This window comes from Pseudomonas sp. PDM04 (assembly GCF_014851765.1).
Taxonomy (GTDB): Bacteria; Pseudomonadota; Gammaproteobacteria; order Pseudomonadales; family Pseudomonadaceae; genus Aquipseudomonas.
The window spans coordinates 1,061,694-1,080,496 of sequence record NZ_JACVAI010000001.1 but is presented as its reverse complement, the minus strand read 5'-3'; the positions used below and the strand labels follow the sequence as shown (position 1 = coordinate 1,080,496).

Here is an 18,803-nt window from a genome sequence, read left to right as displayed (position 1 = left end):
CTCAGAACAATCGCATCTTCGGCGCTTCTTCCTTCAGCGGTTCGACCTTTGCCGTCTGCTCGTTCCAGCCGCCGCCCAGTGCCTTGTACAGGTTCACGGCACTGGTCAGCTGTGCCAGGCGGTCGGTGATCAGTGCCTGTTGGGCGCTGAACAGCTGACGCTGGGCATCGAGGAAGGTCAGGTTGCTGTCGACCCCAATGCGATAACGACGCTCGGCCAGGCGGTAGTAGTCCTGGTTGGCACTGACGAAATCACGTTGCGCCTGCAACTGCTCGGTGTAGGTCTGGCGCGCGGCCAGGCCGTCGGCGACTTCCTGGAAGGCCGTTTGAATGGACTTCTCGTAGTTCGCCACGCCGATGTCCTTCTGGATTTTCGAATAATCCAGGCTGGCGCGCAGGCTGCCGGCGTTGAAGATCGGCAGGTTGATCTGCGGCTGGAACAGCCAGGTGCCCGAACCGCCCTTGAACAGGCCCGACAGGTCGGGGCTGAGGGTCCCGGCGTTGGCGGTCAGGCTAATGCTCGGGAAGAACGCCGCACGTGCCGCGCCAATGTTGGCGTTGGCCGCTTTCAGGTTGTATTCGGCCTGCAGGATGTCCGGACGGCGTTGCAGCAGGTCCGACGGCAAGCCGGGCGGAACATCGCTCAGCAGATCGTCGGACAGCGGCTTGGCGGCTTGCAGATTGGCCGGGATGCCGGTGCCGAGCAGCAGCACCAGGCTGTTTTCATCCTGGGCGACCTGGCGGGTGTAACGGGCCAGTTGCGCACGGGCGTTTTCCACCGAGGTCCGCGACTGCGCCAGGTCCAGCGCCGAGGCGACCCCCACTTCGTTGCTGCGCGAGGTGAGCTTGTAGCTCTCCTCGAAGGCACCGAGGGTGTCCTGGGTCAGCTTGAGCAGTTCCTTGTCGGCCTGCCAGGTCAGGTAGGCATTGGCCACGCTGGCCACCAGACTGATCTGCGTGCTGCGACGGCCTTCTTCGGTGGCGAAGTATCTTTGCAGCGCTTCTTCGCTCAGGCTGCGAACCCGACCGAACAGGTCGAGTTCATAGGCACTGATGCCGACGGTGGCGGAGTAGGAACTGGTGATCCCGGCCTGGCCGGTCTGCGAGGCATCCGCCGGAACCCGCTGGCGGCTGCCGGTACCGTTGGCCGAAATGGCCGGGTACAGGTCGGCACGCTGGATGCGGTACTGCGCGGCGAACGCATCGATGTTCAGCGCCGCGACACGCAGGTCACGGTTGTTCTCCAGGGCGACCTGGATCATCTGCTGCAGGGCCGGGTCATGGAAAAACTGCTTCCAGCCTTGCTCTGCGGCCGACTGGGCAGGTGCCTGGGCCGGCGAATACGCCGGACCCTGCGGGTACTGGGCTGCCACCGGCGCTTGCGGCTGCTGGTAGTCAGGGATCAGCGAGCAGCCGCTCAGCACGAAGGCGGCGACTGCGATGGAGAGTAGCGACTTGCTCATTGGCCAGCCTCTTTGGAAGGTTCATGTGCATCGTCCTGGTCGGCAATCTTGCGCTGGCCCATGGACGATACGGCGACGAAGAACAACGGGACCCAGAAGATCGCCAGTACGGTGGCGGTGATCATACCGCCAATTACCACGGTACCGATCGCATGTTGACTACCCGAACCCGCACCGGTGGAAATCGCCAACGGTACAACGCCGAGGATAAACGCCAGCGAGGTCATGATGATCGGGCGCAGACGCATGCGGCAGGCTTCGATCGCGGCTTCGCTCAGGCTGCGCCCTTGCTCATGCAGTTCCTTGGCGAACTCGACGATCAGGATGGCGTTTTTCGCCGCCAGACCGATGGTCGTCAACAGGCCCACCAGGAAGTACACGTCGTTGGACAGGCCGCGCAGGCTGGTGGCCAGCAGGGCGCCGATGATCCCCAACGGTACCACCAGCACCACCGCGATCGGAATCGACCAGCTTTCGTACAGCGCCGCCAGGCACAGGAACACCATCAGCAACGACAGGGCGAACAGCGCCGGTGCCTGCGAACCTGCCAGGCGTTCTTCATAGGACAGGCCGGTCCAGGAAATACCGACGCCGGCCGGCAGTTTCTTGGCGAGGGCCTCGACTTCGGCCATGGCTTCACCCGTGGAGTAACCCGGTGCCGGGGCGCCGAGGATTTCCACCGCTTCCACGCCGTTGTAGCGCGACAGCTTCGGCGAACCGTAGATCCACTCACCCTTGGCGAACGCCGAGAACGGCACCATGGTCCCCGCGCTGTTGCGCACGTACCACTTCTGCAGGTCTTCGGGGCTCATCCGCGAGTCCGGCTGGCCTTGCACGTACACCTTCTTCACCCGACCACGGTCGATGAAGTCGTTGACGTAGCTACTGCCCAGCGCAATCGACAGGGTGTTGTTGATGTCGGCGATGGTAATGCCCAGGGCACTGGCCTTCTCGTCATCGATTTCCAGCTGGTATTGCGGTTCGTCGTTCAGACCGTTCGGACGCACCTGCGCCAGCACCTTGCTTTGCGCGGCCATGCCGAGGAACTGGTTGCGCGCCTCCATCAGCTTCTCGTGGCCCAGGCCGGCGCGATCCTGCAGGAACACGTCGAAACCGGTGGCGTTACCCAACTCCAGTACGGCTGGCGGAGCAAAGGCGAACACCATGGCGTCACGGAAGGTGAAGAAGTGCTGTTGGGCACGGGCAGCGACCTTGAACACGCTGTTATCGGCGTTACGCTCGTCCCACGGCTTCATCATGATGAACGCCATGCCCGAGCTCTGGCCACGGCCGGCGAAGTTGAAGCCGGTCACGGTAAACACCGAGTTCACCGCATCGCCTTCACCGCCGTCCTTGGCCGGACGCAGCAGGTATTCACGCATCTGGTCCACGACCACTTGCGTGCGTTGGGACGTGGAGCCGGCCGGTGTCTGTACCTGGGCAAACAGTACGCCCTGGTCTTCCTCGGGGAGGAACGAGGACGGGATGCGCAGGAACAGCCAGATCATGCCGATGAAAATGATCAGGTAGGCGAGCAGGTACGGCGCCTTGTGACGCAGGATATTGCCCACGCCACGCTCGTAGCTTTGCACGCTGCGATCGAAATTACGGTTGAACCAGCCAAAGAAGCCGCGTTTTGGCGTGCCATGCTCGCCTTTGGGAATCGGCTTGAGCATGGTGGCACACAGGGCCGGGGTGAAGATCAGCGCCACCAGGACCGACAGGGCCATGGCCGAGACGATGGTGATGGAGAACTGCTTGTAGATCACACCGGTGGAACCACCGAAGAACGCCATGGGCAGCAACACTGCCGACAGCACCAGGGCAATACCGACCAGGGCGCCCTGGATCTGGCCCATGGATTTCTTCGTCGCTTCCTTGGGTGACAGGCCTTCCTCGCTCATCACCCGCTCGACGTTTTCCACCACGACGATGGCGTCGTCCACCAGCAAGCCGATGGCCAGCACCATGCCGAACATGGTCAGGGTGTTGATGCTGAAACCGGCTGCCGCGAGGATCCCGAATGTACCCAGCAGTACCACGGGCACGGTCATCGTGGTGATGACGGTGGCGCGGAAGTTCTGCAGGAACAGGAACATCACCAGGAACACCAGCACGACCGCTTCGACCAGGGTTTCAACCACGCCCTTGATCGATTCGGTCACCACCGGGGTGGTGTCGTACGGGAATACCACTTCCATCCCTTGCGGGAAGAACGGCTTCAGGTTGTTGATGGTGGTGCGCAGGGCTTTCGCCGTGTCGAGGGCGTTGGCGCCGTTGGCCAGCTTGACCGCGAGACCGGAGGCCGGCGCGCCGTTGAACTGGGCATTGATGCTGTAGTTCTCGCCGCCCAGGCCGACGTCAGCGACGTCCTTGAGGCGGACCTGGGAACCGTCCTTGTTGACCTTGAGCAGGATCTTGTCGAACTGCTCGGCGGTCTGCAGGCGGGTCTTGCCGATGATCGTCGCGTTCAACTGGGTGCCGGGCAGGGCAGGCAAGCCGCCGAGCTGGCCGGACGACACCTGGACGTTCTGCGCCGCGATGGCGGTCTTGACGTCGATCGGGGTCAGGTTGAATTTGTTCAACTTGGCCGGATCGAGCCAGATGCGCATGGCGTACTGGGAACCGAACACCTGGAAGTCACCGACACCGGCGGTCCGCGAAATCGGGTCCTGCATGTTGGACACGATGTAGTTGGACAGGTCGTCCTTGGTCATGCTGCCGTCGCGCGATACCACGCCGATCACCAGCAGGAAGTTCTTCACCGCCTTGGTCACGCGGATACCCTGTTGCTGCACTTCTTGCGGCAGCAGCGGGGTGGCCAGGTTCAGCTTGTTCTGCACCTGGACCTGGGCGGTATCGGAGTTGGTGCCTTGCTCGAAGGTCGCGGTGATGGTCATGGTGCCGTCGGAGTTACTTTCCGAGGACACATAACGCAGGTTGTCGATCCCGTTGAGCTGCTGCTCGATGACCTGCACCACGGTGTCCTGCACGGTTTGTGCAGAGGCACCTGGGTAGGTCACCGAGATGGCGATGGCCGGAGGGGCGATGCTCGGGTACTGGTTGATCGGTAACTTGAGGATCGACAGAGCGCCGACCAGCATGATCACCAGGGCAATCACCCAGGCGAAAATCGGTCGTTCGATAAAGAATTTCGACATGGTTTACTCCCCTTTGCCGCTGGAAGCCTTATCAGCTGCCTGTGCGGGGGCCGGGTTCTTCGCGCCGACGTTGGTTGCCTCGGTAGCCTTGACTTCAACGCCAGGCTTGACGAATTGCAGGCCTTCGGTGATCAGGCGGTCGCCGGCTTTCAGGCCGTCTTCGATCAGCCACTGGCTGCCGACGGTGCGGCTGGCCTTGAGCTGACGCAGCTCGACCTTGTTGTCGGGACCGACGACCAGGGCGGTCGGGGTGCCCTTGAGGTCACGGGTCACGCCCTGCTGCGGGGCCAGGATGGCCGCGCTGTTCACGCCGGCCTGCAATTGGGCGTGCACGAACATGCCAGGGAGCAGGGTGTGGTCCGGGTTCGGGAACACGGCACGCAATGTCACGGAGCCGGTGGTCTGATCCACCGAGACTTCGGAGAATTCGAGCTTGCCGTCCAGCTTGTACTGGCTGCCGTCCTCGAGGGTCAGCTTGACCGCCGCCGCGTTGTCGCCGGATTTCTGCAGGCGGCCGCTTTCCAGTTCGCGGCGCAGTTGCAGCAGTTCAACCGAGGACTGAGTGACGTCGACGTAGATCGGGTCCAGTTGCTGGATCACCGCCATCGCGTCGGCCTGGCCGCTGGTGACCAGGGCGCCTTCCGTCACGCTGGAACGGCCGATGCGACCGGTCAGTGGCGCGTAGACCTTGGTGTAGCGCACATTGATCTGAGCGCTTTGCAGGGCGGCTTCCGATTGCAGGCGGTTGGCCTGGGCAGTGTCGTACTCCTGGCGGCTGACCGCCTGCTCGTTGACCAATTGCTTGTAGCGATCGGAGATCGATTTGGTCTGTTGCAGGTTGGCTTCGGCGCTTTTCAGCGTGGCTTCATACACCGCTGGATCGATCTGATACAGCTGCTGGCCGGCCTTGACGTCGGCGCCTTCCTTGAACAGACGCTTGAGAATGATGCCGTTGACCTGAGGACGCACTTCGGCAATGCGATAGGCGCTGGTGCGCCCCGGCAGCTCCGAGGTCAGGGTGAAGGCCTGGGGTTGCAGGGTGACGACGCCGACCTGAGGCGGTGGAGCGGCGGGTGCCGCCTCTTCCTTTTTACATCCGCTGAGCAGCGATGCAAGGGCGACGGCGGCGACCAGAGCGGTAACAGCTGGCTTGAATTGCATGAAAATCCTCGGGTCAGGCGCGCCAATGGCGCACAGGAAATGTGAAAGGGTAAAAAAAGAGTGCCGGGTGGATAAGTAGCTTGCTAAGGAATATACTTACGTTCATGGTTGTTTGTAAATACCTTGGCTGCGTACCCACACCGTTACAAAAGCCGTTTCAAAGGTTCGAATTGTAGGCCGGGGACGACACCCGAGAGCGTCCGCCCCACTTTTATTCAGCGCCTGTTCAGACATCGCTGAAGCACCCTGATTGAGGTTGTACTGCCATGGTCCGTCGTACCAAAGAGGAAGCCCAGGAAACCCGTAGCCAGATACTCGAAGCGGCCGAGAAAGCCTTTTACGAACGGGGCGTGGCGCGCACCACGCTGGCCGACATCGCGACCTTGGCCGGCGTAACGCGCGGCGCCATCTACTGGCACTTCAGCAACAAGGCGGACCTGGTGCAGGCCATGCTCGATACGCTGCACGAGCCGCTCGACGAAATGGCCAAGGCCAGTGAGAGCGAAGAGGAGCCCGACCCGTTGGGTTGCATGCGCAAATTGCTGATTCATTTGTTTCATCAAGTTGCACTGGACCCGAAAACCCGACGCATCAATGAGATTTTGTTTCATAAGTGCGAATTCACCGACGAAATGTGCGATCTGCGCCAGCAACGCCTGGAGGCGAGCCTCGATTGCAATGTGCGCATTGGCCTGGCCTTGCGTAACGCGGTGAATCGCGGGCAGTTGCCGGACAACCTCGACACGGCCCGGGCGGCGATCAGCCTGCATGCCTACATCGACGGCATCCTGTACCAGTGGCTCCTGGCCCCCGACAGTTTTCAATTGCACGCCGAGGCCGAGCGCTGGGTCGATACCGGGCTGGACATGCTGCGCCTGAGCCCCAGCCTGCGCAAATGAAACACGTTTCGTGATGGGATGCTTTTATATACGGCTGAACGCCAAGTTGACAGGCAGTGAGCGACGTATTTTGTAGGGTTTTTGTGTTGGTCCCGGTAGGAGTCAGCTTGCTCGCGATCATCCCGGGCGCGCAGGACCCTCGCGAGCAATCGAGGCCTGACCGGCTGCTCCAGCATGATGTGCTCGATAACAAAAAGCCCCGGTGCTATCGAACCGGGGCTTTTTGCGTTTCAGGGAGGCAGGGTTACAGCGTCGGGTAATCGATGTAGCCCACCGGCCCCTTGCCGTAGAACAGTTCCGGGCGCGGCTCGTTCAGCGCTGCATCGGCTTTCAGGCGCGCCGGCAGGTCAGGGTTGGCGATGAACGGGATGCCGAAGGCCACGGCATCAGCCTTGCCGCTGGCGAGCCAGGCGTTGGCGCTGTCCTTGGTGAAACGCTCGTTGGCGATGTAAGGGCCGCCGAACGCTTCCTTCAGGGTTGGGCCAAGGCTGTCGGCGCCTTCTTTCTCGCGAGAGCAGATGAACGCAATGCCGCGTTTGCCCAGTTCCCGGGCAACGTAGGTGAAGGTTTCGGCCAGGTTGTCGTCGCCCATGTCGTGGGAGTCGGCGCGCGGTGCCAGGTGCACGCCAACACGGCCGGCGCCCCAGACTTCGATCGCAGCGTCGGTCACTTCCAGCAACAGGCGGGCACGGTTTTCCAGGGAGCCGCCGTACTGGTCGGTGCGCTGGTTGGTGCTGCTTTGCAGGAACTGGTCGAGCAGGTAGCCGTTGGCACCGTGGATTTCCACGCCGTCGAAGCCTGCGGCCTTGGCGTTTTCGGCACCGGTGCGATAAGCCTCGATGATGTCGGCGATTTCATCGGTTTCCAGGGCGCGCGGGGTCGGGTAGTCGGCCATCGGACGCACCAGGCTGACGTGACCTTTGGGCTGGATAGCGCTCGGTGCGACCGGAGCTTCGCCGTTCAGGTACGACGGATGGGACACCCGGCCGACGTGCCACAGTTGCAGGAAAATCTTGCCGCCTGCGCCGTGGATCGCTTTGGTGACGTTGGTCCAGCCACGGACCTGGTCGTTGGACCAGATCCCCGGGGTATCCGGGTAGCCGACGCCCATCGGCGTCACCGAAGTCGCTTCGCTGAGGATCAGGCCGGCCGAGGCGCGCTGCACGTAGTATTCGGCCATCAGTGCGTTGGGCACGCGACCTTCGTCGGCGCGGCAGCGGGTCAGTGGCGCCATGATGATGCGGTTGGCCAACTCGACGTCGCCCAGTTTGATCGGATCGAAAATAGTGGTCATTTCAATATCCTCAAGAAAATATCAGTGGGTAGCAGGAGCCAGCTCGGGGTTACCGTTCTGGCGGAAAGTGATCAGGGTGACGAGCAGGGCGAGCACTGCCAGTGCCGCAGCGGCGAGGGGCACGCTGGTCAGGCCGAAGCCGTGGGCGATGACGCTGCCGCCGACCCAGGCGCCCAGGGCATTGCCGACGTTGAAGGCGCCGATGTTCAGGGTCGAGACCAGGTTCGGGGCGGCTTTGCCGTAGGTCACCACGTTGACTTGCAGGGCCGGCACGGCGGCGAAACACGCGGTGGCCCAGAGGAACAGGGTGATCTCGGTCGGGATCAGCGCGACGCTGGTCCAGGTCAGCACGGTGGACACCACGGCCATGGCAATGAACACGCCGATCAGCGTGGCCGCCAGGCCCTTGTCCGCCAGCTTGCCGCCGATGATGTTGCCGACGGTCAGGCCCAGGCCGATGAGCATCAGGGTCCAGGTCACGCCGCGTGGCGAAACACCGGTGACTTCGCCCAGCAGCGGTGCGACGTAGGTGAACAGGGTGAAGACCGACGCGGCGAACAGTGCGGTCATGCTCAGCGACAGCCAGATGCCGGCGCCTTTGAGGGCCCGCAGTTCGGAGCGCATGTCGAGTTTCTCTTCATCGCGCTTGGCCGGCAGGAAGCGGATCAGGCCGATCAGTGCCACCACGCCGATCACGGTCACCGCCCAGAAGGTCGAGCGCCAGCCGGCTTGCTGACCGAGCGCGGTGCCCAGTGGCACGCCAAGGACGTTGGCCAGGGTCAGGCCGGTGAACATCAGCGCCACCGCCGACGCACGCTTGTTGGCGGGCACCAGGTTGGCCGCCACCACCGAACCGATACCAAAGAAGGCGCCGTGACACAGGGCGGTGATCACCCGGGCAAACATCAGCACGTTGTAGTCGCTGGCCAGGGCACACAGCAGGTTGCCAATGATGAAAATGCCCATCAACGCTACCAGTGCGGCCTTGCGCGGCAGCTTCGCGGTGGCCAGGGCCATGAACGGTGCACCGATGGCCACGCCCAGGGCGTAGCCGGTCACCAGCCAGCCGGCACCGGGGATCGACACACCGAGGTCGGCCGCCACATCGGGCAACAGGCCCATGATGACGAATTCAGTGGTGCCGATGGCGAAGGCGCTCAGGGCCAGAATGAGTAGCGAGAGGGGCATGTTTAATTCCTTGCCGGAGCGCTGAGCTCCTTGACGATGGCGTCGAGGAACGCCTGAATCACGTCCTCGTTGCGTTTGAAAAAGTGCCATTGACCGGCTTTCTGGCTGCTGATCAGACCCGCACGTTGCAACGTCGCCAAATGGGCCGATACGGTCGACTGCGACAGGCCGCAGCGTTGATCGATCTGCCCGGCACAAATGCCGTGCTCGTGGTTGTGGATCTGTTCCGGGAACTGGGCCTTGGGGTCTTTCAGCCAGGTGAGGATGTCTCGGCGTACTGGGTGTGCCAGGGCTTTTATTATTTCGTCGAGGTCGATGGTCATGGTATTTGGGCTCGTGATGAGTAAAACGCTATATCGCGATGAGGCGAACTTTAAATCGGTACTTCGCGATATACCAATATGATTTTGCTCTGACAACCGCATAAATCGGTATATCGGGTTATAACGATACGAGTGCGGCAGTGCTAGACTGCGCGGCATGAACTATCTCGCACATCTGCACCTCGGTGGCCAGCGTCCCGGTCAATTGCTCGGCAGCCTGTATGGCGATTTCGTCAAGGGACGGCTGCAAGGCCAGTTTGCCCCAGAGGTCGAAGCCGCCATCCAGCTGCATCGTCGTATCGACGTATTTACCGATCGCCATCCGCTGGTGGATGTGGCGCTGTCGCGCTTTTCACTGACCCGTCGGCGCTACGCCGGAATTGTGCTGGATGTGTTTTTCGACCACTGCCTGGCCCGGGACTGGGCACTGTACGCCGACCGGCCGCTGGAGGTGTTCACCTCTGACGTGTATCGGGCGCTGTCCAGTGAGCCGCAACTGCCGGACCGCCTGGCGCGGATCGCACCTTATATGGTGGCGGACGACTGGTTGGGTTCTTACCGCGAGTTCGACGTGCTGGAACAGGTGCTGCGGGGTATTTCGAGGCGCCTGACCAGGCCTGAGGAACTGGCGGGGGCGATGCAGGAGTTGCGCGCGCTGTATGAGCCGCTCAGTGAAGACTTCAGGTTGTTTTATCCACAGTTGCAGCTGTTTGCGCAAAGCCCTGAGACGCTCTGAATGCCTTGTGGGAGCGAGCCTGCTCGCGATGACATCCTCTGATTCAACATCATTGTTGAATGTTGGACCGTCATCGCGAGCAGGCTCGCTCCCACCGGGTTTTGCATTTTCCCGGCTCGATGCTTCAAGCCGCAATCGCCGGCCGCATTGGCGCTGGCTGGTGTTCCGCCGTCGCGCCGAACAATGCCTTCTGCACCGCCTGCTGCGCCTCGAACGCCAGTACCGCGCGCTCCCGACCTTCGCAGACAATCGGCTTGAGCAGGTGAATCTCCACGTCGCCGCGGTCGTTGGCGAACAGGCGCATCAGGTGCGACAGCAAGTCATCGTCACCGATGAACGGTGCCAGCGAACACACGTGGCCTTCGCGCAGATAACGAATGGCCACGGGTTGCAGCTTCACCTGGGAATCGATGGCCGCCGACAGCAGCCGGCCATGGAAGGTGCGCAACGAACGTCCGTCGGTGGTGGTGCCCTCCGGAAACATCAGCAGCGGATGGGCGTGTTCGAGGTGCCGGGTCATCTGCTTGCGGATCAACTGGCTGTCGCCCGAACCGCGACGGATGAACAGGCTGCCGGCCTTGGCCGCCAGCCAGCCCGCCACGGGCCAGGTGCGCACTTCGGCCTTGGACAGGAACGACAGCGGCGTGAGCATGCCCAGCAGTGGAATGTCGGTCCAGGACACGTGATTGCTGACCCAGAGCATCGATTCCTTCGGCAGTTCACCGTGTACGGTCACGCGAAAGGGCAGGGCGTTGGTCAGGCGGGCCATGAAAAAACGCGACCAGCGCTGCCGACGGGCCATCGAATGAGCCATGCCCAGACGCTCGAACACACCAAAGACACTGGCCATGGCCAACCCCAGTGTCACCACCGCCAGGACTCGCGCGACCCGCGCGTACACCCGCAGGCGGCTCATTACACCGCCGCCTTGAAGTGCTTGGCATAGCGCGGGCAGAGTTCGTCGCGCTTGAGCAGGATGAACACGTCGGCGACCTGGAAGTCTTCGTCCCAGCAGGGCTCGCCGCAGATTTTCGCGCCCAGGCGCATGTAGGCCTTGAGCAGCGGCGGCATTTCGGCGATGACGTTGGAAGGGATGTCCAGGGCCGGCAACGGCTTTTTCGGTTCGGCCCGCAGGTGTTCGGTGCACAGGTAGCGCTCGCGCAGGCGCTGCATGATCGCGTGGGCCTGGACGCCGCCGTCCTGCATCGGGATGCTCGCGCACCCCATCAGGTAACTGTAGCCACCCTGGTTCAGCACTTCGGCCAGTTCCCCCCAGAGCACGGCGATGGTGCCGCCGTTGCGGTAGGCCGGGTCGACGCAGGTGCGACCGATTTCCAGGATCGGGCCCTTGAGGTGGACCAGGCCGTGCAGGCTGAATTCTTCTTCGCTGTAAAACTTGCCCAGGCTGCTGGCGGCCGTGTGGTCGAGCAGGCGGGTGGTCGCCACCAGGCGCCCGGTATTCAGGTCGCGCACGCCGATGTGGGCGCAGTGAACGTCATAGTCATCCATGTCCAGCCCCAGCTCCGCGCCTTTCAGCTTGGCGTCGAATTCGCCGCTGAACACGTTGAAGCGCAAGGCCTGGGCCTCCTGCAGGGCGTGGGCGCCGACCAGGCGTTCGGCTTGCAGGCGGCGTTCATTGCCGGTGTCGCTGATGCGGGCGATCTGAGTCATGGCGAATCTCCGTGCGGGCTGCTCACCCGTCTTTGGGTTACAGCGGATCGACTTTCTTTATCCAGCCTTGTTGTGCAAAGTCAGGCTATGTAGCCCCGGTGTCATCGCCGTTAAGCTTTGGTGATGCTTATATGACAGCCCTTGAGGAGCCTCCCATGCCCTGGCATACCCTGTTGAAACGCCGTGATCGCTTGCCTGCTCACCCGGACCTGGGGGAGGGGTTCGCGGCCTTGTTGCGTGAGTTGGGGACGGTCACGCCGTTCGAGCTGGCGGTGGCTGGCGGGCGCCTGATGGCGACCCCGGGGCTGGCTTTCCTGGTGGGTTATCAGGCGGCGTTGCGCATGCTCTGGCCAAGCGCGCCGCTCAGCCTGGGCGCGTTGTGTGCCACCGAGCAGCGCAGCCTGCGGGCGGCGGACATGCAGACCCGGCTGAACGACCTGCGCCTGAGCGGGCGCAAGGATTTCGTCACCGCCGGCGATGCCGCCGACTGGCTGCTGGTCGCCGCCCGCAGCGAAGCGCCCGGCACCGATCCGCGCCTGAGTCTGGCGGTGATCTACCCCGGCGAGCCCGGCGTGCACGTGGAAACACTGCCGCCCATGCCGCTGATGCCGGACCTCAGCCACGGGCGTCTGGTCCTGGACAATGCGCTGTGTGAATTGCTCGCGGGGGATGGCTGGGACGCGTACGTCAAACCGTTCCGCACCCTCGAAGACCTCTATGTGCTGAGCGCCATGGGCGCCTGGCTGTATGGTGTCGGCCAGGACTGCAATTGGCCGCAGACCTTGCAACTGCGATTGCTGGCGTTGCTGACCGGCTGTGCGGAAGTCAGCCGCCAGGCGCCGAACAACCCGTCCGGGCATGTCTTGCTGGGCGGGTTGTTTGCGCAGTTCGACGGGCTCAAGGCTGAGCTTGAGCAGGCATTGGCCGATGGACCGCCACCGTGGGCGACGATGTGGCAGCGCGATCGGGCGGTGATGGACCTGGCGGCGGGGGCCAGAGCCAAACGGTTGGCCAAGGCACTCGCCTTGACCTGAAGGGCCCCATCGCGAGCAGGCTCGCTCCCACAATGGCTTGTGTACGCCACCTATCCCATGTGGGAGCGAGCCTGCTCGCGATGGTGGCGGGATGAACTACACACATTCCGAAACTGTCATCAACCTCAGCTAACCTCACCCCGCCCATTCCCCAGAGCCCCCGCCATGTTCAAAGGCGTGTCCCTGATTGTCCTGCTGCTACTGAGCCTCACGGCCCACGCCGACACCTGGCCCGGCGAGCAATGGTCCACCGTGCCGGCTCCGGCCGGCCCGGCCCTCCAGGCGCTTGAAGCCTATGCCTTCCCGCCCCGTGACGACGCACACCGCACAGGCATCCGCACCGACGCCTTGCTGGTAATCCGCGACGGCCAGTTGATCTACGAACGCTACGCTGGCCCGACCACGGTCGACACCCCGCACCTGACCTGGTCGATCAGCAAGAGCCTGATGGCCACGGTGCTCGGCGTGGCCTATGGCGAGGGCCTGTTCAAGCTGGAGGATCCCGTGGCGAAGTTCTACCCGGCACTGGCCAGCCGCCCGGCGATGACCCTGGCCGACCTGCTGCACTGGGCCTCGGGCCTGGACTGGCAGGAAGACTACGAATACGCGCCGTTGAAGTCTTCGGTGGTGGCGATGCTCTATACCCGGGGCCAGCACGACATGGCCGGGTTCACCGCCGGTCACGCTGACTACGCCAAACCCGGTCAGGCCTTTCGCTATTCCAGCGGCGACAGCAACCTGCTGTCCGCCGCGCTGAAAAACATCGTCGGCCCGGCGCGTTATCCGGACTATCCCTGGAGCGCCCTGTTCGAGCCGCTGGGCATTCGTCATGCGATCTGGGAAACCGACGCCAGCGGCACCTTCGTCGCTTCGTCCTATGCCTACCTCACCGCGCGGGACCTGGCGCGGATCGGTCTGTTGATGGCTCGCGACGGTCGTTGGGGCGGCCGGCAATTGCTGCCCAGGGAGTGGGTGACCTTCAACCGCCAACCGTTCGAGCGCTACCAGGCCCATCAGGACGAAGCGGTGCCGGGTGGTCACTGGTGGCTCAATCGCGCGGCGGACGGCGCGTCCCGTCCCTGGCCCGACGCCCCGGCCGACACGTTCGCCGCACTGGGCCATTGGGGCCAGGCCCTGTACGTGATCCCCGGCGAGCAATTGGTGATCGTGCGCTACGGCGATGATCGCGACGGCAGTTATCGTCACAACGAGCTGTTGAAGCTGACGCGCCAGGCATTCGCCGGGGCGGCACGGCCATGACGCGCCGCCATTTTGTGTGCCGTCACCCAGTTGCCACACTGGGGCTGATCCTGCTGTTCGCCCTGTTCGGCTGGATCTGGCAGGAGCGCGTGGCGCTGTGGGCCTTCCCCGATATCATCAGCGCCTATACCGCCAAGGAATACTGCTCGTGCCGCTATGTGATGAACAACGATGCCGGGTATTGCCGTGGTTATGTGAAGCAGTGGCTGCCCGTCAGCGATTTCAACGATGACCCCGTTCAACAGCGCGTTTCGGTGAGCGGCCTGGGACGCAGTCACACTGCGCAATGGCTCGGCGAGCGCCGGGGTTGTCGCTTGAATCCTTGAAGGCTCGATACCCGCGGTAACGGCTGGCGGTTTGCAACGGGCTCGCGGGCGGTTAAGGTTCGTGCAGGTTTATCTGCCCCACGAGTCTCTATGTGCAAAAGGTCCCTCTCCAAAACCCTCGCCGCTGTGCTGTTGGCGGGAGCCACGTGCTCGGCGCAGGCCAATTGGTACCTGGACGGCGAGTCCTCGCGGCTGTCGTTCGTCAGTACCAAAAACGCCAACGTTTCCGAGGTGCAGCGTTTTCTGGTGCTGCACGGCAAGGTCAGCCCCAAGGGGCTGGCTGAGGTCGAGGTCGAGCTGGAGTCGATCTACAGCGGCATCCCCCTGCGCGACGAGCGCATGCGCAAGGATTTGTTCGAGATCGAGCGCTTCCCCGAAGCGCTGATTTCCGCGCAGATCGATTTGCGCCCGATCAACGATCTGGCCTCCGGCGCGCAACTGGAACTGCGCTTGCCGGTCACCGTCAATCTCCACGGCAAACAGCATCAATACAACGCCGAGCTGCTGGCCACCCGCCTCGACGACCGGCGTTTTCAGGTGGTGACCCTGGAACCGCTGGTGATCAATGCGGCGGACTTCGATCTGGCGCCGGGCCTGGATGCATTGCGCAAGACCGCCGGTTTATCGGCCATCAGCCTGTCGGTGCCGGTGGGTGCGGTGCTGATTTTCACGGCGCGCTGACATGCAAGGCGCGATTTTTCCCTGGCGTGAAGGCAATCACTTCGAACTGTTGATCGACGGTCCGCAGTTCTTCCCGCGGATGCTGGTGGCGATTGCCCGGGCCGAGGAACAGGTCGAGCTGGAGTTGTATCTGGTGGAGGCGGGCGAGTGCGCCGAAGCCATGGTCCAGGCCTTGGTCCAGGCGGCCGAGCGTGGCGTGCGGGTGCGCTGCCTGTTCGACGATTACGGCAGCCTGGCGTTTACCCTGACCTTGCGGCAGCGGCTGATGGCGGCGGGAGTGGAACTGCGTTTCTACAATCGCCTGAGCTGGCGGCGCTGGGTGGGTAACTTCTATCGCGATCACCGCAAGCTGTTGCTGGTCGATCAAAGCCTGGCGGTGGTGGGCGGGACGGGGGTCACCGATGAGTTCTGGTCGCCGAGTGAAAACACCAGCCAATGGCATGAAGTGATGGTGGAAATCACCGGCCCGCTGGTGATCGACTGGCAGTTGCTGTTCGATCGCCAGTGGATCGCCAACCGTCACCGGCGCGCCTGGAAACCCGCCGCGCATTTCGGCTTGCCGCGACTGCCGCGCCTGCCGTCCACGGGCGAGGGTATGGGGCGCGTGGCCTACGCCGATGCGCGTCAGCACCGTGACATCCTGCAATCGCTGGTGCGCGCGCTGAACAGCGGCCAGCGCCGGATCTGGCTGGCCACGCCGTACTTCCTGCCGACCTGGAAAGTGCGTCGCTCACTGCGCCGGGCGGCCGGTCGCGGGGTCGATGTACGGCTGTTGCTGACCGGCCCGCGCACCGATCACCCGTCGGTGCGCTACGCCGGGCATCGCTATTACCCGCGCCTGCTCAGGGCCGGGGTCAAAATATTCGAGTACCAGCCGTGTTTCTTGCACCTGAAAATGGTGCTGGTCGATGACTGGGTCAGCATCGGTTCGTGCAACTTCGATCACTGGAACCTGCGCTTCAACCTCGAAGCCAACCTCGAAGCGCTGGACCCGAGCCTGACCCGGGCGGTGGTGGCCAGTTTCGAGCAGGATTTCGCGTTGAGCCAGGAAGTCAGTCTGGAAGCCTGGAAGCGCCGGCCACTGTGGCGGCGGATCAAGCAGAGGATCTGGGGATGGGTGGATCGGGTGGTGGTGAACCTGTTGGATCGGCGGGGGTAGCCGTCCTCGCCAAGACCGGAGAGGGATAAAATGACTGTGGGAGCGAGCCTGCTGGCGATAGCGGCGTATCAGTCAACGATGATGTCGACTGAATGTCCGCTGTCGCGAGCAGGCTCGCTCCCACAGATTCCACCGTTATGGTGTCGTTTTCGGCCTACAGCAACTCAAAACTCTGCTGCGTCACATCCTGTGAATCCAGGCCGATCTGCACGTTGAACTTGCCCGGCTCCGCTGCGTACTTGAGCTGGGTGTTGTAGAACTTCAGGTCGTCCTCGGTGATGGTGAAGTGCACGACTTTCTCTTCACCGGCCTTGAGCATGATTTTCTGGAAGTTCTTCAGTTCCTTGACCGGACGGATCATCGAGCCGGTCACGTCCTGGATGTACAGCTGCACCACGGTTTCGCCGTCACGCTTGCCGGTGTTTTTCACCGTGACGCTGGCGTCGAGCTTGCCGGTCTTGTTCAGCGTGGTCGATGACAGGGCCATGTCGCTCAGGCTGAAACCTGTGTAGCTCAGGCCGTAGCCGAACGGGAAGAGGGGGCCGGTGGTGTCGTCGAAGTACTGCGAGGTGTAGTTGCCCGGTTTGCCCGGGGTGAACGGCCGGCCAATGCTCAGGTGGTTGTAGTAGGTGGGAATCTGCCCCACCGAGCGTGGGAAGGTGATCGGCAGTTTGCCCGACGGGTTGTAGTCGCCGAACAGCACGTCGGCGATGGCGTTGCCGCCCTCGGTGCCGCTGAACCAGGTCTCCAGGATCGCGTCAGCCTGTTGGTTTTCGTCGAGCAGCGCCAACGGACGACCATTCATCAGCACCAGCACCAGCGGCTTGCCCGTGGCTTTCAGGGCGCGGATCAGTTCACGCTGGTTTTCCGGGATGTTCAGTTCGGTACGGCTCGACGATTCGTGGGACATGCCACGGGACTCGCCCACGGCGGCGACGACCACGTCAGCGTCCTTGGCCGCTTTGACCGCTTCGTCGATCAACACGTTGGCCGGGCGCGGATCGTCCACCACTTCCGGGGCATCGAAGTTGAGGAAGTTCAGGTAGTCGAGGACTTTCTTGTCGCTGGTGATGTTGGCGCCACGGGCGTAGATCAGCGTCGATGGGTCGCCGATCACATGGCTCATGCCGTCGAACAGGGTCACCGACTGCGCGGGACGACCGGCGGCGGCCCAGCTGCCCATCATGTCGATCGGCGCCTTGGCCAGCGGACCGACCAGGGCAATCTTCGCGGTTTTCTTCAGCGGCAGGGTTTCGTTGCTGTTTTTCAACAGCACCAGGCTGCGACGGGCCACGTCACGGGCATCCGCGCGGTGCAGGCGGCTGTCGGCATAGGTGTCGACCGGATCGTCCTCGGCCTTGCCGATGCGCAGGTACGGATCCTTGAACAGGCCCATGTCGTACTTGGCGTCGAGCACCGCGCGCACGGCGTTGTCGATGTCGCTCTGCTGGATCTCGCCGGACTTGAGCAGCCCCGGCAGTTCCTTGCCGTACAGGGTGTCGTTCATGCTCATGTGGATGCCGGCCTTGATGGCCAGCTTCGCGGCCTCGCGACCGTCGCGCGCGACGCCGTGCTTGATCAGCTCGAAAATCGCCCCGTGGTCACTGACCGCCAGGCCCTTGAAGCCCCACTCCTTGCGCAGCAGGTCGTTCATCAACCAGGTGTTGGACGTGGCCGGCACGCCGTTGATCGAGTTCAGCGCCACCATCACCCCGCCCGCACCGGCGTCGATGGCCGCGCGGTATGGTGGCAGGTAGTCCTGGTACATCTTGACCGGGCTCATGTCGACCACGTTGTAGTCGCGGCCGCCCTCGACCGCGCCGTACAGGGCGAAGTGCTTGACGCTGGCCATGATGCTGTCGGCTGCGTTGGCACCGGCGCCCTGGAACGCCTTGACCATCACTGCGGCAATGCGCGACACCAGGTAGGTGTCTTCGCCAAAGCCTTCGGAGGTCCGGCCCCAGCGCGGGTCGCGGGAGATGTCGACCATCGGCGCGAAGGTGATGTCGAGGCTGTCGGCGGCAGCTTCCTTGGCGGCAACGCGCCCGGAGCGGCCAATGGCGTCCATGTCCCAGCTCGAGGCCAGCGCCAGCGGAATCGGGAAAATGGTGCGGTGGCCGTGGATCACGTCGTAGGCGAAGAACATCGGGATCTTCAGCCGGCTACGCATCGCGGCGTCCTGCATCGGACGGTTTTCCGGGCGGGTGATCGAGTTGAACGTGCCACCGATGTTGCCGTCGGCGATCTCCTTGCGGATCATCTCCCGGGGCATTTCCGGGCCGATGCTGATCAGGCGCAACTGGCCGATTTTTTCATCGAGGGTCATCTGCTTCATCAGGTTGCTGATGAAGGCGTCCTTGTTCTCCAGCGGCGGGGGTGTCGTGGCGGCCAATACGTTATGACTGGCCAGGCTGACGAGCAGTCCCAGCAAACACAGCTTCTTCATGA

At 63.1% G+C, this 18,803-nt stretch carries 16 protein-coding genes; 7 read left to right on the top strand and 9 right to left on the bottom strand.

The window, feature by feature from the left end; all coding sequences use genetic code 11:
* Position 1: 1 nt before the first annotated feature.
* The 3 genes from emhC to emhA are packed head-to-tail and all read right to left on the bottom strand — an operon-like array spanning position 2 to position 5,784.
* Complete coding sequence (gene emhC / locus IB249_RS05045) at positions 2–1,462, bottom strand: efflux RND transporter outer membrane subunit EmhC (RefSeq protein ID WP_192302393.1); 1,461 nt, start codon at positions 1,460–1,462, stop codon at positions 2–4.
* On the bottom strand, positions 1,459–4,623 hold the full coding sequence (gene emhB, locus IB249_RS05040; protein WP_192302392.1) for an efflux RND transporter permease subunit EmhB: 3,165 nt from the start codon (positions 4,621–4,623) through the stop codon (positions 1,459–1,461). Before emhB ends, emhC begins: the two co-directional genes overlap by 4 nt.
* A gap of 3 nt (positions 4,624–4,626) precedes the next feature.
* Complete coding sequence (gene emhA / locus IB249_RS05035) at positions 4,627–5,784, bottom strand: efflux RND transporter periplasmic adaptor subunit EmhA (protein WP_192302391.1); 1,158 nt, start codon at positions 5,782–5,784, stop codon at positions 4,627–4,629.
* 266 nt (positions 5,785–6,050) lie between these two features.
* Here emhA and emhR point away from each other — a divergent pair, with 266 nt between their 5' ends.
* Positions 6,051–6,683 (top strand): efflux system transcriptional repressor EmhR, encoded by a 633-nt coding sequence (gene emhR, locus IB249_RS05030; protein WP_192302390.1) that lies wholly within the window; start codon positions 6,051–6,053, stop codon positions 6,681–6,683.
* A gap of 244 nt (positions 6,684–6,927) precedes the next feature.
* Here emhR and IB249_RS05025 read toward each other — a convergent pair whose 3' ends face one another.
* The 3 genes from IB249_RS05025 to IB249_RS05015 are packed head-to-tail and all read right to left on the bottom strand — an operon-like array spanning position 6,928 to position 9,488.
* Entirely contained in the window at positions 6,928–7,977 is a 1,050-nt protein-coding gene (locus IB249_RS05025) for an alkene reductase (RefSeq protein ID WP_192302389.1), read from the bottom strand.
* 21 nt (positions 7,978–7,998) lie between these two features.
* On the bottom strand, positions 7,999–9,165 hold the full coding sequence (locus tag IB249_RS05020; protein WP_192302388.1) for an MFS transporter: 1,167 nt from the start codon (positions 9,163–9,165) through the stop codon (positions 7,999–8,001).
* Between the two features lie 2 nt (positions 9,166–9,167).
* Positions 9,168–9,488: an ArsR/SmtB family transcription factor gene (locus IB249_RS05015; RefSeq protein ID WP_192302387.1), complete on the bottom strand. Its 321-nt coding sequence runs from the start codon at positions 9,486–9,488 to the stop codon at positions 9,168–9,170.
* Positions 9,489–9,645: 157 nt separating this feature from the next.
* Here IB249_RS05015 and IB249_RS05010 point away from each other — a divergent pair, with 157 nt between their 5' ends.
* Positions 9,646–10,224 (top strand): ACP phosphodiesterase, encoded by a 579-nt coding sequence (locus tag IB249_RS05010; RefSeq protein ID WP_192302386.1) that lies wholly within the window; start codon positions 9,646–9,648, stop codon positions 10,222–10,224.
* Between the two features lie 124 nt (positions 10,225–10,348).
* Here the strand turns inward: IB249_RS05010 and IB249_RS05005 are convergent, their stop codons facing one another.
* The gene (locus IB249_RS05005) at positions 10,349–11,140 is read right to left on the bottom strand and encodes a lysophospholipid acyltransferase family protein (protein ID WP_192302385.1); all 792 of its coding nucleotides are present in this window, start codon (positions 11,138–11,140) and stop codon (positions 10,349–10,351) included.
* Positions 11,140–11,895 carry an L-ornithine N(alpha)-acyltransferase gene (gene olsB, locus IB249_RS05000; protein ID WP_192302384.1) on the bottom strand — a complete coding sequence of 252 codons (756 nt, stop codon included), beginning with the start codon at positions 11,893–11,895 and terminating at the stop codon, positions 11,140–11,142. The genes IB249_RS05005 and olsB overlap by 1 nt, the downstream gene beginning before the upstream one ends.
* Before the next feature lie 155 nt (positions 11,896–12,050).
* Here olsB and IB249_RS04995 point away from each other — a divergent pair, with 155 nt between their 5' ends.
* The 5 genes from IB249_RS04995 (at position 12,051) to IB249_RS04975 (ending at position 16,355) form a co-directional block, all read left to right on the top strand.
* Positions 12,051–12,929: an acyl-CoA dehydrogenase family protein gene (locus IB249_RS04995; RefSeq protein ID WP_192302383.1), complete on the top strand. Its 879-nt coding sequence runs from the start codon at positions 12,051–12,053 to the stop codon at positions 12,927–12,929.
* 165 nt (positions 12,930–13,094) lie between these two features.
* Positions 13,095–14,189, top strand: a complete 1,095-nt coding sequence (locus IB249_RS04990) for a serine hydrolase domain-containing protein (RefSeq protein WP_192302382.1) — start codon at positions 13,095–13,097, stop codon at positions 14,187–14,189.
* Positions 14,186–14,515, top strand: coding sequence for an amidase (locus IB249_RS04985; protein WP_192302381.1), 330 nt, complete (start codon positions 14,186–14,188; stop codon positions 14,513–14,515). The genes IB249_RS04990 and IB249_RS04985 overlap by 4 nt, the downstream gene beginning before the upstream one ends.
* A gap of 90 nt (positions 14,516–14,605) precedes the next feature.
* Positions 14,606–15,196 carry a YceI family protein gene (locus IB249_RS04980; protein ID WP_192302380.1) on the top strand — a complete coding sequence of 197 codons (591 nt, stop codon included), beginning with the start codon at positions 14,606–14,608 and terminating at the stop codon, positions 15,194–15,196.
* Between the two features lies 1 nt (position 15,197).
* On the top strand, positions 15,198–16,355 hold the full coding sequence (locus IB249_RS04975; protein ID WP_192302379.1) for a phospholipase D-like domain-containing protein: 1,158 nt from the start codon (positions 15,198–15,200) through the stop codon (positions 16,353–16,355).
* A gap of 154 nt (positions 16,356–16,509) precedes the next feature.
* On the opposite strand, the gene bglX is transcribed toward IB249_RS04975, so the two are convergent.
* Positions 16,510–18,801: a beta-glucosidase BglX gene (gene bglX / locus IB249_RS04970; protein WP_192302378.1), complete on the bottom strand. Its 2,292-nt coding sequence runs from the start codon at positions 18,799–18,801 to the stop codon at positions 16,510–16,512.
* Between the last annotated feature and the right edge of the window lie 2 nt (positions 18,802–18,803).

Bases quoted from the DNA above. Each gene is read 5' to 3' on its own strand.
- IB249_RS05015 (WP_192302387.1), bottom strand. From the start codon at position 9,488: ATGACCATCGACCTCGACGAAATAATAAAAGCCCTGGCACACCCAGTA.
- IB249_RS05005 (WP_192302385.1), bottom strand. From the start codon at position 11,140: ATGAGCCGCCTGCGGGTGTACGCGCGGGTCGCGCGAGTCCTGGCGGTG.
- IB249_RS05020 (WP_192302388.1), bottom strand. From the start codon at position 9,165: ATGCCCCTCTCGCTACTCATTCTGGCCCTGAGCGCCTTCGCCATCGGC.
- IB249_RS04995 (WP_192302383.1), top strand. From the start codon at position 12,051: ATGCCCTGGCATACCCTGTTGAAACGCCGTGATCGCTTGCCTGCTCAC.
- IB249_RS04980 (WP_192302380.1), top strand. From the start codon at position 14,606: ATGTGCAAAAGGTCCCTCTCCAAAACCCTCGCCGCTGTGCTGTTGGCG.
- olsB (WP_192302384.1), bottom strand. From the start codon at position 11,895: ATGACTCAGATCGCCCGCATCAGCGACACCGGCAATGAACGCCGCCTG.
- IB249_RS04990 (WP_192302382.1), top strand. From the start codon at position 13,095: ATGTTCAAAGGCGTGTCCCTGATTGTCCTGCTGCTACTGAGCCTCACG.
- emhC (WP_192302393.1), bottom strand. From the start codon at position 1,462: ATGAGCAAGTCGCTACTCTCCATCGCAGTCGCCGCCTTCGTGCTGAGC.
- IB249_RS05010 (WP_192302386.1), top strand. From the start codon at position 9,646: ATGAACTATCTCGCACATCTGCACCTCGGTGGCCAGCGTCCCGGTCAA.
- emhA (WP_192302391.1), bottom strand. From the start codon at position 5,784: ATGCAATTCAAGCCAGCTGTTACCGCTCTGGTCGCCGCCGTCGCCCTT.
- IB249_RS04975 (WP_192302379.1), top strand. From the start codon at position 15,198: ATGCAAGGCGCGATTTTTCCCTGGCGTGAAGGCAATCACTTCGAACTG.
- emhB (WP_192302392.1), bottom strand. From the start codon at position 4,623: ATGTCGAAATTCTTTATCGAACGACCGATTTTCGCCTGGGTGATTGCC.
- emhR (WP_192302390.1), top strand. From the start codon at position 6,051: ATGGTCCGTCGTACCAAAGAGGAAGCCCAGGAAACCCGTAGCCAGATA.
- IB249_RS05025 (WP_192302389.1), bottom strand. From the start codon at position 7,977: ATGACCACTATTTTCGATCCGATCAAACTGGGCGACGTCGAGTTGGCC.
- bglX (WP_192302378.1), bottom strand. From the start codon at position 18,801: ATGAAGAAGCTGTGTTTGCTGGGACTGCTCGTCAGCCTGGCCAGTCAT.
- IB249_RS04985 (WP_192302381.1), top strand. From the start codon at position 14,186: ATGACGCGCCGCCATTTTGTGTGCCGTCACCCAGTTGCCACACTGGGG.